This window comes from Streptomyces sp. TAA040 (genome assembly GCF_000424845.1).
Genome location: NZ_AUKR01000008.1, coordinates 1 through 21,295, shown reverse-complemented (window position 1 = coordinate 21,295; position 21,295 = coordinate 1). Strand labels below are relative to the sequence as shown.

At 74.0% G+C, this 21,295-nt stretch carries 18 protein-coding genes, 1 tRNA gene and 1 pseudogene; 13 read left to right on the top strand and 7 right to left on the bottom strand.

Annotated elements, in window-relative coordinates:
• The 4 genes from H300_RS0108180 (at position 1) to H300_RS25685 (ending at position 3,598) form a co-directional block, all read left to right on the top strand.
• Positions 1-1,005 (top strand): sugar phosphate isomerase/epimerase family protein, encoded by a 1,005-nt coding sequence (locus H300_RS0108180; RefSeq protein WP_028427042.1) that lies wholly within the window; start codon positions 1-3, stop codon positions 1,003-1,005.
• A gap of 526 nt (positions 1,006-1,531) precedes the next feature.
• A tRNA-Leu gene (locus H300_RS0108175) sits at positions 1,532-1,616 on the top strand.
• Between the two features lie 290 nt (positions 1,617-1,906).
• Entirely contained in the window at positions 1,907-2,812 is a 906-nt protein-coding gene (locus tag H300_RS0108165) for a universal stress protein (protein WP_486583656.1), read from the top strand.
• A gap of 222 nt (positions 2,813-3,034) precedes the next feature.
• The gene (locus H300_RS25685) at positions 3,035-3,598 is read left to right on the top strand and encodes a hypothetical protein (protein WP_051269769.1); all 564 of its coding nucleotides are present in this window, start codon (positions 3,035-3,037) and stop codon (positions 3,596-3,598) included.
• 36 nt (positions 3,599-3,634) lie between these two features.
• Here H300_RS25685 and H300_RS32275 read toward each other — a convergent pair.
• The 3 genes and pseudogenes from H300_RS32275 to H300_RS0108150 form a co-directional block, all read right to left on the bottom strand.
• Positions 3,635-3,907: pseudogene (locus H300_RS32275) on the bottom strand (VOC family protein); the annotation flags it as partial.
• Between the two features lie 17 nt (positions 3,908-3,924).
• A complete protein-coding gene (locus tag H300_RS0108155) occupies positions 3,925-4,326 on the bottom strand; it encodes a hypothetical protein (protein WP_028427040.1) in 402 nt (133 codons plus the stop codon).
• Positions 4,327-4,364: 38 nt separating this feature from the next.
• Complete coding sequence (locus H300_RS0108150; RefSeq protein WP_028427039.1) at positions 4,365-5,240, bottom strand: DNA-formamidopyrimidine glycosylase family protein; 876 nt, start codon at positions 5,238-5,240, stop codon at positions 4,365-4,367.
• 202 nt (positions 5,241-5,442) lie between these two features.
• Between H300_RS0108150 and H300_RS32270 the strand changes: the two genes are divergently transcribed.
• The gene (locus tag H300_RS32270) at positions 5,443-6,189 is read left to right on the top strand and encodes an ATP-binding protein (protein ID WP_486583654.1); all 747 of its coding nucleotides are present in this window, start codon (positions 5,443-5,445) and stop codon (positions 6,187-6,189) included.
• A 105-nt stretch (positions 6,190-6,294) separates the two neighbouring features.
• A complete protein-coding gene (locus H300_RS25680; protein ID WP_486583653.1) occupies positions 6,295-8,658 on the top strand; it encodes an ATP-binding protein in 2,364 nt (787 codons plus the stop codon).
• Positions 8,659-8,705: 47 nt separating this feature from the next.
• On the opposite strand, the gene H300_RS0108140 is transcribed toward H300_RS25680, so the two are convergent.
• Positions 8,706-9,722: an SEC-C domain-containing protein gene (locus tag H300_RS0108140; RefSeq protein ID WP_028427038.1), complete on the bottom strand. Its 1,017-nt coding sequence runs from the start codon at positions 9,720-9,722 to the stop codon at positions 8,706-8,708.
• 170 nt (positions 9,723-9,892) lie between these two features.
• Here H300_RS0108140 and H300_RS0108135 point away from each other — a divergent pair, with 170 nt between their 5' ends.
• Complete coding sequence (locus H300_RS0108135; RefSeq protein WP_028427037.1) at positions 9,893-10,816, top strand: AEC family transporter; 924 nt, start codon at positions 9,893-9,895, stop codon at positions 10,814-10,816.
• Between the two features lie 44 nt (positions 10,817-10,860).
• Here the strand turns inward: H300_RS0108135 and H300_RS0108130 are convergent, their stop codons facing one another.
• Both H300_RS0108130 and H300_RS0108125 read right to left on the bottom strand, forming a co-directional pair.
• Positions 10,861-11,718 (bottom strand): ABC transporter permease, encoded by an 858-nt coding sequence (locus tag H300_RS0108130; protein WP_028427036.1) that lies wholly within the window; start codon positions 11,716-11,718, stop codon positions 10,861-10,863.
• The gene (locus H300_RS0108125; RefSeq protein WP_051269767.1) at positions 11,715-12,743 is read right to left on the bottom strand and encodes an ATP-binding cassette domain-containing protein; all 1,029 of its coding nucleotides are present in this window, start codon (positions 12,741-12,743) and stop codon (positions 11,715-11,717) included. The genes H300_RS0108130 and H300_RS0108125 overlap by 4 nt, the downstream gene beginning before the upstream one ends.
• 300 nt (positions 12,744-13,043) lie before the next feature.
• Between H300_RS0108125 and H300_RS0108120 the strand changes: the two genes are divergently transcribed.
• The 6 genes from H300_RS0108120 to H300_RS0108095 all read left to right on the top strand — a co-directional run bounded on the left by H300_RS0108120 (position 13,044) and on the right by H300_RS0108095 (position 20,836).
• Positions 13,044-13,664, top strand: coding sequence for a DM13 domain-containing protein (locus H300_RS0108120; RefSeq protein ID WP_051269765.1), 621 nt, complete (start codon positions 13,044-13,046; stop codon positions 13,662-13,664).
• A 311-nt stretch (positions 13,665-13,975) separates the two neighbouring features.
• Positions 13,976-15,004: a LacI family DNA-binding transcriptional regulator gene (locus tag H300_RS0108115; RefSeq protein ID WP_028427033.1), complete on the top strand. Its 1,029-nt coding sequence runs from the start codon at positions 13,976-13,978 to the stop codon at positions 15,002-15,004.
• 65 nt (positions 15,005-15,069) lie between these two features.
• Entirely contained in the window at positions 15,070-16,692 is a 1,623-nt protein-coding gene (locus H300_RS0108110; protein ID WP_028427032.1) for an FAD-dependent oxidoreductase, read from the top strand.
• Between the two features lie 102 nt (positions 16,693-16,794).
• Positions 16,795-18,939, top strand: a complete 2,145-nt coding sequence (locus tag H300_RS0108105; RefSeq protein WP_028427031.1) for a hydantoinase/oxoprolinase family protein — start codon at positions 16,795-16,797, stop codon at positions 18,937-18,939.
• The gene (locus tag H300_RS0108100) at positions 18,936-19,541 is read left to right on the top strand and encodes a hypothetical protein (RefSeq protein WP_028427030.1); all 606 of its coding nucleotides are present in this window, start codon (positions 18,936-18,938) and stop codon (positions 19,539-19,541) included. Before H300_RS0108105 ends, H300_RS0108100 begins: the two co-directional genes overlap by 4 nt.
• 8 nt (positions 19,542-19,549) lie before the next feature.
• A complete protein-coding gene (locus H300_RS0108095; RefSeq protein ID WP_028427029.1) occupies positions 19,550-20,836 on the top strand; it encodes a TRAP transporter large permease subunit in 1,287 nt (428 codons plus the stop codon).
• A 94-nt stretch (positions 20,837-20,930) separates the two neighbouring features.
• Here H300_RS0108095 and H300_RS0108090 read toward each other — a convergent pair.
• A partial coding sequence (locus tag H300_RS0108090; protein ID WP_028427028.1) for a transposase occupies positions 20,931-21,295 on the bottom strand: 365 nt, incomplete at its 5' end.

Genomic DNA, 21,295 nt, shown 5'->3' with positions numbered 1-21,295 from the left:
ATGCCCAGGTCCTTCACGCTCTTCACCGGCCAGTGGGCCGACCTGTCCCTGGAGGAGGTCTGCCGCATCGCCCGGGACGCCGGGTACGACGGCCTCGAACTGGCTTGCTGGGGCGACCACTTCGAGGTGGATCGGGCCCTGACCGAGCCCGACTACGTCCAGGGGCGCCGCGAGTTGCTGAGCAGGTACGGCCTGTCCTGCTGGGCGATCTCCAACCACCTGGTGGGTCAGGCCGTCTGCGACGCCGTCATCGACGAGCGGCACCGCGCCATCCTCCCGGCCCGGATCTGGGGGGACGGTGAGGCCGAGGGGGTCCGCAGGCGGGCCGCGACCGAGATGGCCGACACCGCCCGCGCCGCGGCGGCGTTCGGCGTGCGGAACGTGGTCGGCTTCACCGGCTCGGCGATCTGGCACCTGGTGGCGATGTTCCCGCCAGTGCCCCCCGCGATGGTGGAGCGCGGCTACGCCGACTTCGCCGACCGCTGGAACCCGATTCTCGACGTCTACGACGCCGAGGGGGTGCGCTTCGCCCACGAGGTCCATCCGGGGGAGATCGCCTACGACTACTGGACGACGGCCAGGGCCCTGGAGGCTGTCGACCACCGGCCGGCCTTCGGGCTCAACTTCGATCCCAGCCACTTCGTCTGGCAGGACCTCGATCCCACCGGGTTCCTCTACGACTACCGCGACCGGATCTACCACGTCGACTGCAAGGAGGCCCGGCGCCGGCTCGACGGGCGCAACGGCCGGCTCGGCTCCCACCTTCCCTGGGGCGACCCGCGCCGCGGCTGGGACTTCGTCTCCGCGGGCCACGGCGACGTGGCGTGGGAGGACGTCTTCCGGATGCTGCACTCGATCGGGTACCAAGGACCGGTGTCCGTCGAGTGGGAGGACGCAGGGATGGACCGGCTGGCCGGAGCTCCCGAGGCGCTGAGAAGACTCAAGGCGTACGACTACGAGCCGCCCACCGCCGCCTTCGACGCCGCCTTCGGCAGCGGCGGCTGAGGGCCTCCCACGGGCCGCGTCCGGCCCGGCGGCGTTCCCGCCCCGCTGGACCCGCTCGCCTACGTCAAGCGCGATCCGGAGCGCTTTCCGCTGTTCCACGTCAAGGACGGCGAGCACGACGAGGACCACCGGGACGGCCACCGCGGCTTCGTCTCCGCTCTCACCCGGGGGCAGGGCAGGCGCCGGCACCACTGGCTCGTCGAACGCGACGACGCCCCCGACGCGGGTGCCAACCCGGCGGGCTCGCTGAGCACCGCCGAGCGGTCGGCCGAGCACCTGCGGGGCCACCGCATCCGTCCCTGCTGAGCCCGGCCGGCCCGGAGCCCGGCCGGCCCGGCGTCGGAATCCGGCGCGGGGCCCGGCGCTGCGCCACTGGCCTGCGGCGCGGTCCCGGACCCGGCGAACGCGCGGCGGCGCCCCGCGTCCGCCGGGTGGCGGGCCGGCCGCGAACCGGGGTGAGGAGCACCGGCAATCCTTGGTAGTGTTGTCCTCGTCGCCGCGGCCCGCAGCCGTGTTGCCGACACCGGTCCGGGTGGCGGAATGGCAGACGCGCTAGCTTGAGGTGCTAGTGCCCTTTATCGGGCGTGGGGGTTCAAGTCCCCCCTCGGACACTCACCAAGACCCCAGCATTGCTGGGGTCTTGTTCGTTTCCCGGGCCGTGCCGACCCGGCCCGTGCCTCTCGGCCGGTCGCCCGCCGAACGGCAGATCCGGCACGCCCCGCCCCCGGACGTGCCGCCGGGCCCGTTCCGCCCGACCGGCCGACCGGCCCGGGGCCGGAAGCCCTCACTCCAACGGCGGCCGGAGGGCCGCTCGGCCCCTCGCGGAACCGCCCCGGCGGTTGCACCCTGGAGGAGAGGGCACTTGATCCGGACCCGGACGCCCCGAGAGGACTGATGCGAGATGACGATGTCCGACCTGCCGGTGATCGTCGCAGTCGACGGCTCGGACCACAGCCTGCGGGCTCTCCAGTGGGCGGCGTCCGCCGCCCGGGCGCGGGAGGCGGAGGTGCTCGCTGTCCACGTCTGGCCCCTGCCGCCGAACCTCTACGGAGTCTCGATGCAGGCCCCGGAGCCGCCACCGGAGGGTCAGGACCCGGTGATCGACGGAGTGAAGCAGCACTTTCAGCAGTACGAGGACGCACCGGAGGTGCGGTTCGCCACGATCAGCGGCGAACCGTCGGTGGTGATCCCGGAGCTGGGCTCGCGCGCGCAACTGCTGGTGCTGGGGTCACGCGGCCGGGGCGGTTTCGCCAGTCTCCTCCTGGGCTCCAACGGCCGCGCCGCGGCCGCGCACGCCCGGTGCCCCGTGATCGTCGTGCCGCACCGGCAGCGGGGGCACGAGGCGGTGGCCGTCCCGTACGGGCCGGTGACGGTGGGTCTCGACCCGGAGCAGACCGAGGACGAGGTGCTGCACTTCGCGTTCCGCGAGGCGAGCCGCCGCCGGTCCCGCCTCCAGGTGATCACCACCCATCCCGTCCCCTTCTCCACGCTCACCCTGCTGGGCGGTGTGCCGGAGGGCTTGGACACCGGGGGGCCGGAAGTGGCCAAGGAGACCGTCGCCGCGCAGCGCGAGCGGCTCCGGCCCTTCGTCGAGGAGCACTACCCCGAGGTCGCGGTGGAACCGGTCGTCGCGCCCGGTGACGCCGCGGGGCGCCTCGTGACCGCTTCCGAGTCCGGCGCCCTGCTTGTCGTCGGGCGGCACCGCCGCCGGCTGCGGCCCAGTGCCCTGGTGCTCGGCTCGGTCTCCAACGCGGTGCTGCTGCACTCCCGCTGCCCGGTGGCAGTGGTTCCGGCAGCCGCGGCCTGACTGCGGGTCAGGAGCCGGTGCCCCGGGACCCGGAAGCCGGGGCGGAGCCGCGTTCCTGCGCCCGTGTCGGGACCGCCGCACGGCGGTCCCGACACGGGCACCGATGGCGTCCCGGGGGATGCGCATCCTCCCGTCGGCCCCTACCGTGCAGATGACGGGGCGTGGTGGGTCGGTCGCACAGAGGATCTCCGGCGCCGCGCTCCGGGAACAGGAGAAGCGACGTTGCCTCGTATCCCTCTGCTGCCCGCTTCCCTCGCGGGTGCCGCGGGCCTTCTGCTGCTCGTGGCCGGAACCGCCGCCGCGTCCGACGCCGAGGTCTCCCCGCAGAGGTTGGAGCCCGGTGACGAGTTGCGGGTCGAGGTCAGTTGCGAACCGGTCGACGGTGACCTCGCCGACAGCATCCGGGCCGACTCGCGCGCTTTCCGGGGCGGCGGCGTCCGCCTCGGCCGGATCTCCGGCGGAGCGGCCCAGGAGGCCGCCGGACCCGCCTACGAGGGCACGGCGCGGCTGGCGGAGCCGGCCCGCTTCGCCCCCGACGGGCCGCACGGTGCCGCGCAGGTGTCCGAGTGGGGCGTGGACGGCTACTGCCCCGGGGGCGAGCAGTGGACCGCGTCGTTCCGGGTGGACCGGGGAACGCCGGTGGGTCCGGTGAGCACCGGGAGCGGCGGGAGCTCGTCGTCGGAGGGCGGGGGCGCCGTGATGCTGGTGGGCGGCGCGGGCGTCGTCCTCGCCACGGTCGCCGGTGCGGTGGCGTACCGCAGGCGGCGTACCGCCGCCGCGGACTGACCCGGGGCGTGCGGCGGAGGCGCCGTTCACCCCCGGCAGGCGTGGGAGCCCCCGGGGCGGGATTCTTCCGTACGCCGCTTTGGGTCCGGTCCGGAAGGCCTCGTGCAGCCTGTCGACGGCGTCGGTCCGGATGCAGCACGTCCTGTACGACGCGGCCGGTTCGTAGTGCTTCATCCCGAAGAAGGGGAGCTGGATGCCTCCGCGCTCCACGACCGCGTAAGGGTTCGGGCTCTTCTGCTGGGAGGTCGTCCCGAACCGCCGGTGAGCGGCCGGCTCCGCTCCGGTGGGTCCGCGGAGGGGCGCCGCCACGGCCCCCGTACGACGGCCTAGCGTCGGCCGCGCCGGGCGGGGCGGGGCGGGTCGACGAACTGGAGGGTCAGTGCGGCCGGGGGCTCCGCGACGCCCGGACCGCCCGCGGCGGCCCAGCGCAGGACGTCCTCGGTGCAGTCCTCGTCCAGCGCCCAGCCGATCCAGGCCGCGCGGCCGCCGCGGGCCCTCCCGGCCGCGGACGGACGCAGGACCAGGACGTTCGCCTGCCCGCAGGGTCCGAGGCAGTCGGTGGTCCGGAAGGCCAGCCGCCCGGCGGACGACCGCGCGGCGGCGCGGACCCGCTCCAACTGCCACCGGTGGTCCGTGCCCGGGTGCTTGCGGGCGTCGCCGCAGCAGCAGCCCCGGCAGACCACCACGGTGCAGGGCGTGGCCGAGGACTTGATGAGCGCTGGGGTCATGGCCCCGAGCGTATGCGGCGCCGCGTTCCGCGCGCACCTCACCTCAGCAGCCGGGACATCCGCCGGTCGGCGAGGGGACGGCCCCCGGTCTGGCAGGTGGGGCAGTACTGCAGGGAGGAGTCGTGGAAGGAGACCTCGCGCACGGTGTCGCCGCACACCGGGCAGGGCTGCCCGGCCCTGCCGTGCACCCGCATGCCCGAGCGCTTCTCCGCCTTGAGCCCGGCGGCGGGGAGCCCCGCGGCGCGCTCCACCGCTTCCAGCAGCGTCCCGCGCAGTGCCGCGTACAGGGTCTCGATCTCCGGCGGGGTCAGGTCGGACGCCAGGCGGTACGGCGAGAGCCGGGCCACGTGCAGGATCTCGTCGGAGTAGGCGTTGCCGATGCCCGCGATCACCCGCTGATCCCGCAGCATCCCCTTGATCCGGTGCCGCCGGCCGTGCAGCAGCTCCGCGAGCACCTCGACGGTGAAGCCGCCGTCCAGCGGCTCCGGGCCGAGCCCGGCAAGCGCAGGCAGGGACTCGGGCCCCGCGCCGGACGGCAGGACGTGCACCGCGAGCCGCTTCTGCGTGCCCGCCTCGGTGAGGTCGAACCCGCCGTCCTCGGGCGGGTCCAGGCCGACCCGCAGGGCCAGTGGGCCGCGACCGGGCCGCGGTGCCGCCGCGGGAGGGCGGTCCGACCAGCGCAACCAGCCGGCCCGGGCGAGGTGCACGACCAGCACCGGTCCGTCCGTGCGCAGCACGAGGTACTTGCCCCGGCGCCCCGCCTCCCGGACGGTCCTGCCCTCCAGCGCGGTGACCGGCGGGTCGTACGTCTTGAGCACGTTCACGGCCACGGGCAGCACGCGGCCGATCCGGCGTCCCTCCAGTCGCTCGACGAGGAACGCCCGCAGCGCTTCCAGCTCCGGCAGCTCGGGCATGACGCCAGTGTGCCCCGGCCCACCGCCTCCGGCATCCGCACACGGCCCGGCCGCGCCGGCTCCCCGGCCGGGGCGGCCCCGGACCGGGCTGGCTGTCGGTGGTCAGCCCTAGGATGGCTGTACGAACCGGGGGCGCGTGCGATGCAGGGGGCCCGGCGGTGGGCTCGCCGGATGCGGTGATCGGGGGAGACGGGGCGCGGCTGTGGGACGTGAACTGATCGGGCGGGAGCACCCGGCTGGAGTGCTGCGTGCCGCAGCTGACCGGGTCGCGGAGAGCCACGGCGGGCTCGTGCTGATCACCGGGGAGGCCGGTATCGGCAAGACGGCCCTCGTCACCGGCGCGGCCGACGCCGCCCGGCGGTCGGGGTGCCTGGTGCTCAGCGGCTCCTGCTGGAGCTCCGCCGGAGCGCCCGGCCTCTGGCCGTGGACCCAGGTCGTACGGGGACTGCGGCGTGCCCTGCCCGCCCCGGAGTGGTACGAGGCCGCGTCGGCCTCCGGCGGTTCACTGGCCCCGCTGCTGGGCGAGGGTGCAGCAGCGGGCAAGAGCCCGGCCGTACGGGAGGAGACGGACGTCTTCCGCCTGCACGACGCCGTGACGACGGCGCTGGTCTCCGCGGCCCAGGGGCGGCCGGTGGTGGTGGTCCTGGAGGACCTGCACTGGGCGGACCCGGCCTCCGTCCGCCTGCTGGAGTTCGCCGCCCAGCAGAGCTGGTTCGAACGGCTGCTCCTCGTCGGCACCTACCGCGACACCGAGGCCGACACGGCGGGCCACCCGCTGCGTCCGCTGCTCACCCCGCTCACCGCCAAGGCGACCACTCTCGCCCTGACGGGCCTGGACCGTGCCGCGACGGGCGCGCTGATGGCCCGCACCGCGGGCCTGCGGCCCGATCCGGAGCTGGCCTCCGAGGTGCACCACCGCACGGGCGGCAACCCGTTCTTCGTCGAGTAGATCGCCCGGCTCCGCGACAGCGCCGGTTCCGCGGAGTTCGTCCCGCCGGGTCTGCGCGACGCGCTCCAGCACAGGTTCTCGCTCCTGCCGGAGCCCGTGCTGCGGATGCTCTCGACCGCGTCCGTGCTCGGGCAGGCCTTTCACCGGGAGCTGCTCGCCGCGGTGTTGGCGGAGACTCCCGCGGAGACGGACCGCCTGCTCGGCCACGCGGTCACCGCCCGGCTGCTCGTGCCCCAGGAGGGCGGGTGCTTCGGCTTCGTGCACGACCTGGTGCGCGAGACGCTCTACGACGACCTCGGCGAGGCCCGCCCCGCCCGCCACGCCGCGGTGATCGAGGCCGTCGGGGACACGCCCGCGCTGGGCGCGCTCACCGTCCCGGCCGACCTGGGGCGGCACGCCGTGCTTGCCGCCGGCCTGGTACCGGCCGAACGGTCCACCGACCTGCTGGAGGAGGCAGCCAAGGACGCCGCCGGGCGGTGGGCGTTCGAGGAGTCCGCCGCGCAGTACCGCAGGGCGCTGGACCACTGCCCGCCGCGGGACACCCGCCGCCGGCTGCTGCTGGGCCTGGAACTGGCCGGCACCCTCCACCACGCCGGGGAGCCGGAGCAGGCGTGGCGCGGCTACGCCGAGGCGGCCGAGCAGGCCCGGCGTTCGGGCGAGCCGGAGTTGCTGGCCCGCACCGCGCTCACTTTGCACGGCCTCGGGGAGGAGACCGAGGGGCGGGAGCTGCGATCCCGGCTGCTGCACGAGGCCCACCGCGAGCTGGTCCCGGACGCACGTCGGCCTGCTGCCCCGGCTGGCGCGCCGGGTGGTGGCCCGGCCCCATACGGCAAGGAGACGGAGGCGGAACTCGACCGGCTGGCCGGGGAGCTGACGGTCCGCTTTCTGCTGCTCGCCCGCCAGAGCCGGGACGACGAGGCCCTCGCCTTCAGCCTGTTCTCCCAGCACCAGACGATCTGGGGGCCCGGCTCGGCCGCCGAACGCCTCCACCTGACGGACGAGTTGATCGACGTGGGCCGCCGCAGCGCGGACCGCGGCCTCGTCGATTTCGCCGCCTCCTTCCGGTGGGTCACCCTGCTCGAACTCGGCGACCCGCGCTGCCTGGACGCGTACCGCACCTTTCTGGAGTCGGCGGAGAACTCGGGCCTGCCGCAGTCCGAGTTCTCCGCCGCGGTGGACAGCAGTATCGTCTCCGCGCTGCTGGGGAGGTTCGACGAGGCGGCCCGTCACCGGGCGCAGGCGGCCGACCAGCTCGAGAAGCACCCGAACTACGCCTTCCTCGGCGAGCACCTCCGGTGGTCGCAACTGCTGCTACAGGGCCGGTTCGACGAGCTCGACGAGGTGCACCGGGCGCTCGCCCGCGTCGCGCACCCGTGGCTCGCGCTGCTGGAGGGCCTGACCGCGGTGCGGCGCGGGGAGACCCGCACGGCGCTACGCCTCCTCCGCGAGCAGTCCGACGGGGAGCTGCCCTGGCCGCGGACAGCCGAGTCGCTGCGCCTGGGCTTCCTGGCCCGGACGGCCGCCGCGGCCGGGGACGGGGAACTGTGCGAGCGGGCCCGGACCGAGATCGCCCCGTACACCGGGGAGTGGGCCGTCTCGCTCTGCGGCTGCGACGTCGGCGGGCCGGTGGTGCTCTGGCTCGGGCTGCTCGACCTCGCCCAGGAGCGTTGGGACGCGGCCGTCACGGCGCTGACGGCGGCCGCGGACTCGGCCGATCTCCTCCAGGCCCGCCCCTGGGCGCTGGAGGCCCGCACCGAACTGGCCCGCGCGCTGCTCGGCCGGAAGGCGCCGGGGGACGGGGACCGGGCGGCCGCGCTGCTCACCGAGGTCGCCGGGGAGGCGGAGGCCCTGAACATGCGGCACCTCATCCGCCGGTCAGCGGAGCTGAGCGCCGTGCAGGAGCCCGCCGCGCGTGGCAGGTGCGAGTTCCTCCGGGAGGGGCCGGTGTGGACGCTGCGCTACGGCGACCGGGTCGCCCGGCTGCCGGACGCCAAGGGGCTGCGCGACCTCCACCGGCTGCTCGGCCGCCCGGGGACCGGGATACCCGCCGTGCGGCTGCTCGCGCCGGAGGGCGGCGAGGCGGTCGCCGCCGCCCGGGGCATGGGCGGCGACCCGGTGCTCGACGAGGAGGCGAAGGCCCGCTACCGGGAGCGGTTGCGCCGCCTCGATGAGGAGATCGACCGGGCGGTCGGTCTGGAGGAGGACGACCGGGCTGCCGCGTTCGACCGGGAGCGCCAGGCGCTGCTGGACGAGCTGCGCGCGGCGGCCGGGCTCGCCGGCCGCACCCGGCGCCTGGGCGACGAGGCCGAAAGGGCCCGCAAGGCCGTCACCGGGCGGATCCGGGACACCCTGCGCAAGCTCGACACCCAGCATCCGGCGCTCGCCGCCCACCTGCGGGCAGCCGTGTCCACCGGCAGTACCTGCTCCTACGAGCCGGAGCACCCCGTCCCGTGGCAGCTGCACCGGTAGGGGCCCGGCCGTCACGCCACGCCACGCCACGGGGACGGGGCGGCCGGTCAGGCCGTCCTGCCGTGGCACATGCCGTACGTGCGGTTGGAGCCGCACCAGCAGGCGGCCGAGCGCTGCGGGGGCCAGGGAAGGGCCCGGCCGCGGGCAGCCAGGGTGGTGGCGTACTGGGGGAGGAGGCCGGTGTCCTGCGGGGACGTGTCCTCGGAGGCGGCGAAGGCCTCGTAGGAGGGGACGGTGCCGGTGACGAGGCCGAGGTGAGGGGCGCCCGAGGCGGCCAGCTCGCGCAGGGCGGCCTCCGTCGAGGCCAGGTGCTCCTCGTGGGACGGGTACTCGGCGGCGAGGGAGGGGTATGCCGCCAGGAGCTCGGCGAGTTCCCCGGCCGGCCAGTGCAGGACCGCTACCGGGAACGGCCGCGAGAGGGTCGTCCGGTATGCGCCGAGTTCCGCACGGAGACGGGCGATCTCCGCTTCCAGCTCCGCCGGGTTTTCCGAGCCCAGGGCCCAGACGCGCTTCGGGTCGTGGAGCTCGTCCAGGCTGATCGACAGCGTGTGGACGGAGTCCGCCAGCGCGTCCCACGCGTCGTGGGCCGCCCCGAGCATCCTGCGCACCCGGTGGCGGCCGAAGAGCAGCGGGTGGGTGTCGAGCGGCGGCTCCGGCACGTCGGCGAGCAGCAGGCGCACCGCCTCGGTGAACGTCTCGTGCGCCTGCTCCAGCTCATCGTGGGCCTCCAGCGACTCCGCGACGACCACCCAGGGGGCCGGGTCGCGCGGGGCGGTGGTCCGGACTCCGTCGATGACGGCCCGGGCCTCCGCCTCGTGGCCGTACTCCCAGAGGTTCGCGGCCTTCAGGGCGCGGACGAGCGACGGGTTCTCCGGTCCGGTGCCGGCGGCCAGCAACCGGTCGTAGAGAGCGGTCGCCGTGGGGCGGTCACCGGAGAGCTCGTGGTGGGCGGCGGCCCGCAGCAGCAGGGCTTCGGCGTCCTCGGGGTAGAGGCCGGCGGTCCGCTCCAGGCGTGCCGCTTCGGCGGTGTGGTCGACGTCTTCGGCGGGCGTGTCGGGGCGCATGGGGGACACCGTACTGCCGGCGGGTGGCGGAAGGGCGGGGTGGTCGGGCGGCGGCCGAGGCACCGCCGGTGCCTCGGCCGCCGCCGGTCCGCCCCGGGCCGGTGGCCGCTACACCGGCATGGGAGTCTGGCGGGGATCGTCGCTCTCGTGTGCGGGTGGAAAGGGGCCGGGTGAACGGGGTCCTGACCGGGTTCGCCACCATCGGCGCGATCGTCGGTCTGGGGATACTCCTCGCCCATCTGCGGCTTCTGGACACCGCCGCGCAGCAGGTGCTGTCCCGGCTCGCGTTTTACGTGGCCAGCCCCGCGCTGCTCGCCACGGTGCTCAGCGAGACCGACGTGTCGGCGGTCTTCTCCGCCAACCTGCCCGCCTCGCTCGGCGGCGTCCTGGCGGCGGCCGTCCTCCACGTGGCGGTGGCCCGCTTCGTCTGGCACCGCACCGCGGCCGACACCGTGATCGGAACCTTCTCCTCCGCCTACGTCAACGCCGGGAACCTCGGACTGCCGATCGCCGGTTACGTCCTGGGTGACGCTTCGCTGGTCGCACCGATGCTGCTGGTGCAGCTCCTGCTGCTGCAACCGCTGGGGCTGGCCGTGCTGGACGTCACCACCAGCGAGCGGGAGGTCCCGCTGCGGCGGATGCTGCTGCGCCCGCTCGTCAATCCGCTGCTCCTCGGTTCGCTCGCCGGTGTCGCGCTCTCCGTCCTCGACATCCGGCTTCCCGTCGCGCTGCACGACCCGCTGGAGCTTGTCGGCGGTATGGCCATCCCGGCGATGCTGATCGCGTACGGGATCTCGCTGCGGCTCGGCCCGCTGCCCGGCAGGGCCGAGCCGCCGCTCCAGGTGGGGTTCATCGTGCTGCTGAAGAACGTGGTGCACCCGCTGGTCGCCTTCCTGCTGGCCCGCTACGCGCTGGGTCTGGACGAGGAGGGGGTGCTGGCGGTGACCGTCATCGCGGCCCTGCCCACCGCGCAGAACGTCTTCGTCATCGCGAGCCGCTACGGGGTGGGGGTCACCCTCGCCCGGGACACCATCTTCGTCTCCACCCTCCTCTCCGTGCCCGCGCTCGTGACGATCGCCGCCCTGCTGGCCTGACCCGCCGCGCGCCCCCTCGTACGGGCGACGGGCCGGCCCGGGTGTCACCTGCGGTTGTAGAGCCGCATCGTGACCGTGCCGAACACCGTGACGAGCACGGCGCTCCAGCCCAGCGCCCACGCGATGTCGGCGGAGGCCGCGGACCCCTCCATGAGGCCGCGGACCCCGCCGGTCAGGTGGGTGATCGGGCTGTTGTTGACGAACACCTGGAGCCACTCGGGCATGGTGCCGGGATCGACGAAGATGTTGCTGAGGAAGGTCAGGGGGAAGATCACCATCATGCTCACGCCCATCACCGACTTCTCGCTGCGGAGGAGCAGGCCGAACATGGTCCAGATCCACGAGAAGCAGAAGGCGAAGACCAGCAGCAGCCCGACGCCGGCGAGGACACCCACGGGCCCGCCGCCCGGGCGGAAACCGAGGACCAGCCCGACGGCCAGCATCACCGCCGAGGCGAGGACGTAGCGCAGCATGTCGCCGAGCAGGTAGCCCACCATCACCGCGGGGCGCCAGATCGGCAGGGTCCGGAACCGGTCGAACACCCCCTTGCCGATGTCGGTGTTGACCGCGACCCCGGTGTACATGGTGGTCATCACGATGCTCATCACCAGGATGCCGGGCAGCAGCAGTTGCAGGTACTCCGTGGTCGAGCCGACCAGTGCACCCCCGAACAGGTAGGTGAACATCAGCACCATCATGATCGGGAAGACGGTGACGTCGAAGAGCTGCTCCGGCACGTGCTTGACCTTCAGCATCGACCGCCAGCCGAAGGTGACCGAGGCCGACAGGGCCGAGGGCCTGGGCGGCTTCTGCTCGGTGGCCAGCACCGCGGCCAGGCTCTCCCTGCTGACGGGGGCCAGCTCCTCGGACCGGGACGTGCCGGGTGTGGTGGTGGCACTCATGCGACTTCCTTCCTCTGGGCTGCGGAGGACTGCCGCGTGGCGTCCCCCGGACGGTCGGTGAGGGCCAGGAACACCTCGTCCAGGCTGGGCTGCCCCAGGGCGAAGTCGTCCACCAGCACCCCGGCGGTGGCGAGCTCGGCGAGTGCGCGGGCGGCCCGCTCGGCGGCGCCATGTCCGCCTGCCTCGCCGCCGACCCGTGCCGTCAGGGCCACCGGGTCGGACTCCAGTACCACCTGGGCGTCCAGGGCGCGGGTCAGCACGCGCTCCGCATCCGGCCGTTGGGCGGCGTCCCGCAGCCGCAGGTGGACCGATCCGGCGCCGACGGAGGACTTCAACTCGCCCTTGGTCCCCTCGGCGATGACCCGGCCCTTGTCGATGACCGCGACGCGCGAGGCGAGTTGGTCGGCCTCGTCGAGGTACTGCGTGGTGAGCAGCACGGTGGTGCCCTGGGCGACGACCGCCCGCACGATGTCCCAGACCTGGTTGCGGCTGCGCGGGTCCAGTCCGGTGGTCGGTTCGTCGAGGAAGAGCAGCTCGGGGGTGTTCAGGATGCTGGCGGCGATGTCGATCCGGCGCCGCATGCCTCCGGAGTAGGTCTTCACCTGCCGGCCGGCCGCGTCGGCGAGCCCGAACGCCTCCAGCAGTTCCCCGGCCCGGCTGCGGGCGGCAGCTTTGCGGTGGCCCAGCAGCCGGGCGAGCAGGACGAGGTTCTCCGTCCCGGTCAGGTCCTCGTCCACCGAGGCGTACTGGCCGGTGAGGCTGACCAGCCCGCGGACGGTGTCCGCCTCCCGGTGGACGTCGTGCCCGAAGACCCGGACCTCCCCGCCGTCCGGGCGCAGCAGCGTCGCGAGCATCCGCACCGTGGTGGTCTTGCCCGCGCCGTTGGGGCCGAGCACTCCGTAGACCGTGCCGGCGGGGACGGTGAGGTCGAGACCGTCCACCGCCCGGTTCGTGCCGAAGGTCTTGACCAGGCCGGAGGCCTCGATGGCCGGGCCGGAGCGGGACCGGCCTCTGATGTCCGTCATCTGCTTTCTCTCTTCTCGTGGGCCGAGTCGGGGTGGGTGGGCAGGCGCGGGGCGGAGGGGAGCGGGGGCCTCCGGCGGTGATCGTGCTCCTCGACTCCCTCGTGCGGCTCCGACTCCCACGGCGCCCGTTTCTCATCGGGCGCCAGATCACGGTTCGCGGGTGCCAGACCGGATCTGGCGGGGCGGACGGGGGCGCGGCCCGTGCACCGGCGAAGCGGGCGCCGGCGGCGGAGGTGACCGAAGTCTTACGGATCCGGCGGGAGCGCACCACCGGGCGCGGAGCACCGGTTGACTGCCGGCATGACCGGAACCCGTACCCGTACCCGCCGCACGGCCCTGGCCACCGGGGCGGGTCTCGCCGCCCTGGCCCTGGCCGTTGCCCTCGCCCTCTTCCAGCCCTGGAAGGCCTTCACCGACACGACAGTGGACGAGGCGCTGCCCGTCGCCGGAGCACAGCCCTCCGCCGACCCAGGCGGAGGGGGTGAGGACTCCGATGGACGGGACGGAGGCGCGAACGGTGCCGCGGACGGGGAGCCGGCGGAGGCCGGGGCGCCGACAGAACCGGTCGAGCTGAGCCGCGGCACGTTCGTCTCGCACGAGCACGCCACGGAGGGGACGGCCCGGACCGTGCGGCTGCCCGACGGCGAGCAGGTACTGCGCTTGGAGGACCTGGCCACCTCGGAGGGGCCGGACGTGCGGGTACTCCTCTCCCGCCTGCCGGCCGACGAGGTGCGCGACGCGGTGGGGGAGGGCGCGGTGGATCTGGGCGCTCTCAAGGGCAACCTCGGGAACCAGAACTACGCGGTGCCGGCCGGCACGGACCCGGTCGGGTTGCGCAGCGCGGTGATCTGGTGCGAGCGCTTCTCGGTCGCCTTCGGCGCCGCCGACCTGCTGCCCGCGGACGCGCCGCCCGCGGGCTGAGCCGCCGCCTTCCGCACCGCCGCCTCCCGCCTGCCGTGGACGGCCCCTTCGCCGGAGTCCCGCGTTCCGCAACGCCCGGCCCGTGGCCCCCCGAACTCCGGCCATGGGGGGTCCGTGCGGGGGACGTGCGGTGCTCTTTGCCGCAGGACTCTTGACGCGGGCGCTCCGATGGGTCGAGAGTGCTCCCTAATCCGCATTAGTTCAGCACCGGGTTCTCACACGGCCCAGCTAATGCGCATTAGTGGGGAGTCGACGTGGACAGCAGTGCCGATGCGCGGCCCGTGCGGCGGGGTCGCCCGCGGCAGGCCGACGTGGCGCGGACCGCCGGGGTCTCGCAGACCACCGTGTCGCTGGTCCTGGGCGGGAACAAGCAGGGCATCGTCATCCAGGAGGCCACCCGGCGGCGGGTGCTGGAAGCGGCCCGCAGTCTGGGTTACGTCCCCGACCCGGTAGCCACCCGGCTCGCAGCCTCCCGGAACAACCTGCTGGGCGTCTTCAGCTTCACCGCGACCTTCCCCACCGCCGTCCACCACTCGTACTACCCGTTCCTCGCCGGGGTGGAGCAGGAGGCCGCCGCCCAGGGCTACGACCTCGTCCTCTTCACCGGGTCGAGCTCCGACGGCGCCGGGGCCGGGGGTCCGGAGGCGCTGGGCCGGGTCCGGCTGGCGGACGGCTGCCTCTTCCTGGGCCGCCACATCCCCGCCGAGCAGCTCCGCAAGCTGCTGGACGACGGCTACCCGGCGGTCCACCTCGGCCGCCGCGACGAACTCTCCGGACTGGCCTGGGTGGGCGCCGACTACGTCACCGCCACCGCCGGGGTCGTGCGCGGGTTGGCCGGTCTGCGCCACCGCCGGGCGGTGCTGATCCGCGAGGACGACGACGCGCCGGCCTCCGCGGACCGGCAGGCCGGTTTCCTGGCGGGCCTGGCCGAGTCGGGGCTGCCGGCCGGCCCCGGGAGCGTCGTCCGCACGGCCGACCCGGCTGCGGAGATCACCGCGGAGCGGCTGCGCGGATGGCTGGCGGACGGCGTCACCGCGTTCGTCGCCGAGGAGACCGACACCGGCGCCGTCTGGCGCGCCCTGCGCGCGGCGGTGCGGGCGTCGGGCCTGCACGCCCCGCAGGACCTGTCGCTGGCGCTCCTCGGCTCGCCCCCGGCGGACCTCACCGACCTGGCCGGCGAGCCCGCGCCGACCGGATTCGACATTCCCCGCACCGAGATGGGAGCGGCAGCGGTGCGACTGCTGCTGTCGCTGCTCGACGGCGGTCCGGCCCCCGAACCCCTGGTCCGCTGCGCCTTCCGGACGGGAGGCACCGCGGGCCCGGCCCCGGGCACCGGTTGAGGCCCTGCCCCGCACTCGCGCGACACGGCCGCACCACGGAAAGCACGTTCAAGGAGAAGCATCGTATGCCGAGTTCGACATCCGGAACCGGGACCGACGTCCTGATCGCGGGCGGCGGTCTGGGCGGTGTGGCCGCCGCCATCGCCGCCTGCCGGGCCGGGCGGACCGTGGTCATGACCGAGGAGACCGACTGGGTCGGCGGTCAGCTCACCTCGCAGGCGGTGCCGCCGGACGAGCACCCCTGGGTGGAGCAGTTCGGCACCACCGCCGAGTACCGCAGGATGCGCGAGGGGATCAGGGAGCACTACCGGACCTGGTACCCCCTGCGCTCCGAGGCGGCCGCTCTGCCCGAGCTCAACCCCGGCGCCGGGCGGGTCAGCAAGCTCTGCCACGAGCCCCGGGTGGCGCTGTCGGTGCTGGAGTCGATGCTCGCGCCCTACCGGTCCGCCGGGCTGCTCACCCTGCTGCTGGAGCACCGACCGGTGGCGGCCGAGATGGACAACGATGTCATCCGCTCCGTCACCTTCCAGGACGCCGCGGGGGAGCGGGTCACCGTCTCCGCGGCCTTCGTCCTGGACGCCACCGAGACCGGTGAGCTGCTGGAACTGGCCGACGTGGAGCACGTGATCGGAGCGGAGGCGCGCGGCGAGCACGACGAACCGCATGCGCCCGAGGAGGCCCAGCCGCTCAACCAGCAGGGCATCACGGTGTGCTTCGCGCTCTCGCACCACGAGGGCGAGGACCACACCGTCGAGCGCCCGGCCGACTACGACTTCTGGCGCTCCTACCGGCCGGACTTCTGGCCCGGCCCGCTGCTGGGCTTCCTCGCCCCCGACCCCCGGTCGCTGGAGTCGGTGCCCCGGACCTTCGAGCCCAACCCGGAGGTGGACCCGCTGGAGATCTCCGCCGACCAGAGCGCGGACGCCGGTGACAAGGAACTCTGGGGCTTTCGCCGGGTGCTCGCCCGCAAGCTGCACCGCGACGGCGCCTTCCCGTCCGACATCACGCTGGTCAACTGGCCGCTCAACGACTACTGGCTGAAGCCGGTCGTCGGAGCGGACGAGCAGACCACCGCGGACGCCTACCGGGAGGCGCGCCAGCTCTCCCTCTCGCTGCTCCACTGGCTCCAGACGGAGGCACCGCGCGCCGACGGCGGCACCGGATTCCCCGGGCTGCGCATCAGGCCGGACGTCACCGGTACGGCCGACGGCCTTGCCAAGGCCGCCTACATCCGCGAGTCGCGCCGGATCAAGGCGGTCACCACGGTGACCGAGCGTGACGTCTCGGTGGAGCTGGTCGGCCCGTACGGCGGCACCCGGCACCGGGACGCCGTGGGCGTCGGCAGCTACCGCATCGACCTCCACCCGTCCACCGGCGGGGACAACTACGTCGACATCGGCTCGGTGCCCTTCGAGATCCCGCTGGGCGCCCTGATCCCGGTCCGGGTCCGCAACCTGCTGCCGGCCGGGAAGAACGTCGGCACCACCCACATCACCAACGGCTGCTTCCGGCTGCACCCGGTGGAGTGGAACATCGGCGAGGTCGCCGGCGCGCTGGCGGCGCACTGCCTGGACGAGGGAGTGGAGCCGCACGCCGTGCAGGCCGAGGACAAGCGCTTCGCGGAGTTCGCCCGCGGCCTGGATCAGCAGGGGGTGCAGCGCCACTGGCCGGACATCCGCGGTTACTGATCAGCTCCGCCGGCCGGGACGGCGGGCGGGGTGGCTCCACCCACCCCGCCCGCCCACCGCCCCGCCGGCCCTCATGACACGACACAGAGAGGTGCCCTGCTCATGAACACCCGCAGCGTCCGCGTCGGCATCGACGTGGGCGGAACCTTCACCGACGCCGTGGCCGTCGACGCCACGACCCTCGACCTGGTCGGCCAGGTCAAGGTGCCCACCAGCCACCACCACGAGGACGGCGTCGCGCACGGCATCGTGGCGGCGCTCGAGCGACTGCTGGCCGAGGTCGGCGCCGAACCCGACGACGTCACCTTCCTGGCACACGGTACGACTCAGGCTACCAACGCCCTGCTGGAGGGCGACGTGGCCACCGTCGGACTGATCGGCATCGGAACCGGCCCGGCCGCCTTCCTGACCCGCCGGCTCGCCCGGTTCGGGAAGCTGGACCTGACGCCGGGCAAGAAACTGCCGCTGACCTACGCGCACGTCGACGACCCCACCGGGCCGGACGGGGGCGCCGCCGCGCGGTCCGCCGCCGAGCAGGTCCGCAACGCCGGCGCGGAGGCCCTGGTCGCCACCGAGCCCTTCGGCGTCGACGTCCCCGAGGGCGAGAACGCCGTCCTGGGGGCCGCCGCCGGGCTCGGACTGCCGATGACCGCGGCCCACGAGATCACCTCGCTGTACGGCCTGCACAAGCGCACCCGCACCGCGGTGGTCAACGCGGCCATCCTGCCCCGCATGCTCGCCACCGCCGACGTCGTCGACGCGGCGATCACCAAGGGCGGCATCTCCGCGCCCCTGATGGTCATGCGCTGCGACGGCGGCGTGATGTCCCTGGACGAGATGCGGCGGCGCCCGCTGCTGACCGTGCTCTCCGGCCCCGCCGCCGGAGTGGCGGGCGCGCTGATGCAGGAGCGCGTCAGCGAGGGGGTGTTCCTGGAGACGGGCGGCACCTCCACCGACATCAGTGTGATCCATCGGGGGAAGGTCGCTGTCCGGCACGCCACCATCCTCGGCAAGTCCTCCTACCTGTCCGCGCTGGATGTCCGGACCGTCGGCGTCGGCGGCGGCTCCATGGTCCGGGTGACGGGCAGGGGGGCGGGGGTCTCGACAGTCGGTCCGCGCAGCGCCCACATCGCGGGCCTGCCCTACGCCTGCTTCGCCGCTCCGGAGGACCTCGCCGGAGCCGAACTGGTGACGATCCGCCCGATGGCCGACGACCCGGAGGACTACGCGGTGCTGGACGCCGCGGGCGGACGTTTCGCGCTCACCATGACCTGTGCGGCCAACGCACTCGGCCGGGTGCCCGAGGGCGACTTCGCCCGCGCGGATCCTGCGGTCGCCGCCGCGGCGCTGGCCCCGCTGGCCGCCGCGATGGGCTGCGACACCGCCACCGCCGCCACCCGGGTGCTGGACGCCGGCAGCGAGCAGGTGGAGAAGGTCGTCACCGAGATGATCCACGACTACCGGCTCGACAAGGACTCCGTCGTCCTGGTCGGCGGAGGCGGCGGCGCGGCCTCCGTGACCCCGCATCTGGCCGCGACGACCGGCTTCAGCGGCAGTATCGCCCGCCACAGCGAGGTGATCAGCCCGATCGGGGTGGCACTCGCGCTGATCAGGGAGCAGATCGAGCGCATCATCCCCGGGGCGACCCAGGAGCAGATCATGGCGGTGCGCAACGAGGCCGAGCAGGCCGTCATCGCCCAGGGCGCGGCACCCGGCGGCGTCGAGGTCGAGGTGACCGTCGATCCGCAGACCAGCACGGTGCGGGCGATCGCCACCGGCGCCAGCGAACTGCGCACGCAGGACCGTGCCCACCGCAGCGAGGCCGCCGAGCGGCTGGCCGCTGCGGCGGCCAGTCTCAAAGTGGACCCCGGCGAGGTGCGGGAGCTGGCGGCCACCCCGGCGCACACCGTCTACGGCACGGAGGTGCACCGCAGGCTGCGCCGCACCCGCCACCCGGTACGGGTGGTGGACGCGGACGGTGTCGTCCGGGTGCACTCCCCCGACGCACAGGTGCACGCCACGACCGTCGGCGAGGCCTCCGAGGTGCTGGCCCGGAAGGTGAAGGAGGCCACCTCCTACGGCGACGGAGGGGTACGGGCGCCCGCGGTCCGGCTGGTGTTCGGCTCCCGGATCGCCGACTTCTCCGGCGTGCTGGACGCCTCCGCGCTGCTGGCCCTCGCCCGCAGCGAGCTGCGCTCGCGGCCCCCGGAGGAAGCCGTCGTGGCGGTACTGGAGGTGCGCGCGTGAAGACCGACCACCTCGCCCGCAGCGCCCGGCTCGCGGAGCTGGACGACACCGAGTTCGGCGTCCGCCTGCTCGCGGCGACCCCCACCCACGAGAACCGCGACTCCGCGCTGCTGCACCGGTGGGCCCGCACCGCCACCGAGTTCGGGGCCGCCATGGCCGCCGAGCCCCTGGGCCCGCCCGAACCGCCCCGCGTGGTGGAGAGAACGGGCGGCCTGGATCCTAAGCGGCTCCTGATGGCCCGCTACACGTCGCGTCCCGCGACCGTGGAGCTCTACACCGACACCGTCGCCTACGCCGAGCGGCTGATCGACGAGCTCGGCTGGCGGCACTGGTACCCGGCCGGTTCGGTGCGCAGGGCCGCACTCGACCACGAGGTGCTGCACTGCCGGCTCCACCGGGGCCCCGAGCGCACCGCCCTCCGGCACGCGCTGGACCACACCGTGCTGCGCGCCGGCCGGTGGCGGGTGCGCGGGCACGTCGCCGGCGCGGAGGAACTCGCCGCGCACGGCTACGCCGGAGCGCTGCGCGGTCTGGGACGCACCCCGCTGCTGCTCACCGCCGCGCTCGCCGAAGCCCTCCGACCCCACCCCGAAAAGAACTGAGGCCCGCCATGGGAATCGTCATTCTCCTGATCATGCTGGCCGGGGTCGGTCTGATGCTGACCCGCAAGCTGCCCACCGCCTTCGCGCTGGTCCTGCTCGGCCTGGCGATCGCCGTGGTCGTCGGCTCCCCGGCGACCGGCGAGAACAGCGTCCTGGACACCGTCCTGCAAGAGGGCGCGCCGATGCTGGCGTCCACCATGATCGCCATCCTGCTCGGCTCCTGGCTGGGCAAACTGCTCGACGAGACGGGCATCGCCAGCACGCTGGTGCGCAAGATCGTCGAGTTCGGCGGCGACCGGCCGACCGTGGTGGCGCTCGGCGTCCTCGCGGTCTCCACCCTGGTCGGCACCGTCACGGGTTCGGCCCCCGCCGCGATGCTCGCCGGCATCATCGGCATCCCCGCGATGATCGCCGTCGGCATCCCCAAGGTCACCGCGGCCGGCACCATCCTGATGGGCATCGCCGCGGGCATGCCCTTCGAGCTGCCGATCTGGCAGTTCTTCTCCACCGCGCTGGAACTGCCCATCCCCACGGTCCGCGGATTCATGCTCAAGTTGTTCCCGTTCGCGCTGTTCTTCGCCGTGCTCTTCGTGCTCGTCGAGTCCCGCCGGCGCGGAGTCGAGCACGCCTGGTCGCTCAAGTCGGTGCCGGCCCGCGGGGCGCGTCCGAGCCGGGGCCGTCAGCTCGGGGACGCTCCCTGGTACGCGCTGCTCACCCCGGTGGTGCCGCTGGTACTGGCCCTCGGCTTCGAACTGGCCATCATCCCCTCGCTGCTGGCCGGTGTGCTCTACGCGCTGTTCACCACCACCCGACCGGGCGGGATGAGCAAGCGGATGCTACGCACCCTCTACGCCGGCTTCGAGGTGGCCGCGGCCCCGATGGTGCTGTTCATCGCGATCGGCGTGCTGCTGGCGGCCGTCCGGCTGCCCGGCGCGGTGGACGCGCTGGAGCCGCTGGTGGAGGCGGTCACCCCGCAGAACCCGGTGGTGTTCGTGCTGCTGTTCACCCTGATGGTGCCGCTCTGCCTCTACCGGGGCCCGCTGAACGTCTACGGGCTCGGCGCGGGCATCGCCGGGGTGCTGATCGCGGCGGGCATCTACCCGGCGGTCGCCGTCCTGGGCCTGACCGCCTCCTACAACCAGGTGTTCGGCGTGTCCGATCCGACCAGCACTCAGACGGTCTGGAGCGCCCAGTACGCGGGCGTCTCGCCGCAGCAGGTGATGGTCAGGACGCTGCCCTATGTGTGGTGCGTGGCCCTCGGCGGCATGTGCGTCACCGCCGCCCTCCACCTCTGACCGACCCCGCGCGGGGCGGCCGGGACGGCCGCCCCGCGCGGGGTCGGGAGCGGTCGGTGCTCCGTGAGCGTCTGGACGAGTAGTTCCGATGTGTTCAGTGATCGAATGCGGTCAGCGACCGCAGGACCGGTGCGCCGGTCTTGTGGTTGTGCCAGATGGCCGAGGTCATCGCGAGGATGCGCTGGGCGATGCGGACGGCGACGCCCTCGAAGGTCCGGCCGCCGTGCTGTTCCAGGTCGAGCTGGCCCTTCAACGTGTCGTTGACCGACTCGATCAGCTGCCGCACCGACTTCAGCAGCGACTCGCCCTTGCGACGCTTCTCCCGCTTGAACGACGGACGGAGCAACTCCGCGCCCTGGAAGGCCAGATCGGCCTCGAACTCCTTGGAGGCGAAGCCCTTGTCGGCGATCAGCAGCAGGCCGGGCCTCTCGGCCGCCAGGTCGGGCTCGCGGTCCAGCA

Excerpts from the sequence above, each read along its gene's own strand:
- H300_RS0108120 (WP_051269765.1), top strand. The coding sequence starts at position 13,044 with ATGACCGGAACCCGTACCCGTACCCGCCGCACGGCCCTGGCCACCGGG.
- H300_RS0108110 (WP_028427032.1), top strand. The coding sequence starts at position 15,070 with ATGCCGAGTTCGACATCCGGAACCGGGACCGACGTCCTGATCGCGGGC.
- H300_RS0108140 (WP_028427038.1), bottom strand. The coding sequence starts at position 9,722 with ATGCGCCCCGACACGCCCGCCGAAGACGTCGACCACACCGCCGAAGCG.
- H300_RS0108165 (WP_486583656.1), top strand. The coding sequence starts at position 1,907 with ATGACGATGTCCGACCTGCCGGTGATCGTCGCAGTCGACGGCTCGGAC.
- H300_RS25680 (WP_486583653.1), top strand. The coding sequence starts at position 6,295 with ATGCTCTCGACCGCGTCCGTGCTCGGGCAGGCCTTTCACCGGGAGCTG.
- H300_RS0108125 (WP_051269767.1), bottom strand. The coding sequence starts at position 12,743 with ATGACGGACATCAGAGGCCGGTCCCGCTCCGGCCCGGCCATCGAGGCC.
- H300_RS0108130 (WP_028427036.1), bottom strand. The coding sequence starts at position 11,718 with ATGAGTGCCACCACCACACCCGGCACGTCCCGGTCCGAGGAGCTGGCC.
- H300_RS0108155 (WP_028427040.1), bottom strand. The coding sequence starts at position 4,326 with ATGACCCCAGCGCTCATCAAGTCCTCGGCCACGCCCTGCACCGTGGTG.
- H300_RS0108180 (WP_028427042.1), top strand. The coding sequence starts at position 1 with ATGCCCAGGTCCTTCACGCTCTTCACCGGCCAGTGGGCCGACCTGTCC.
- H300_RS0108105 (WP_028427031.1), top strand. The coding sequence starts at position 16,795 with ATGAACACCCGCAGCGTCCGCGTCGGCATCGACGTGGGCGGAACCTTC.
- H300_RS0108150 (WP_028427039.1), bottom strand. The coding sequence starts at position 5,240 with ATGCCCGAGCTGCCGGAGCTGGAAGCGCTGCGGGCGTTCCTCGTCGAG.
- H300_RS0108095 (WP_028427029.1), top strand. The coding sequence starts at position 19,550 with ATGGGAATCGTCATTCTCCTGATCATGCTGGCCGGGGTCGGTCTGATG.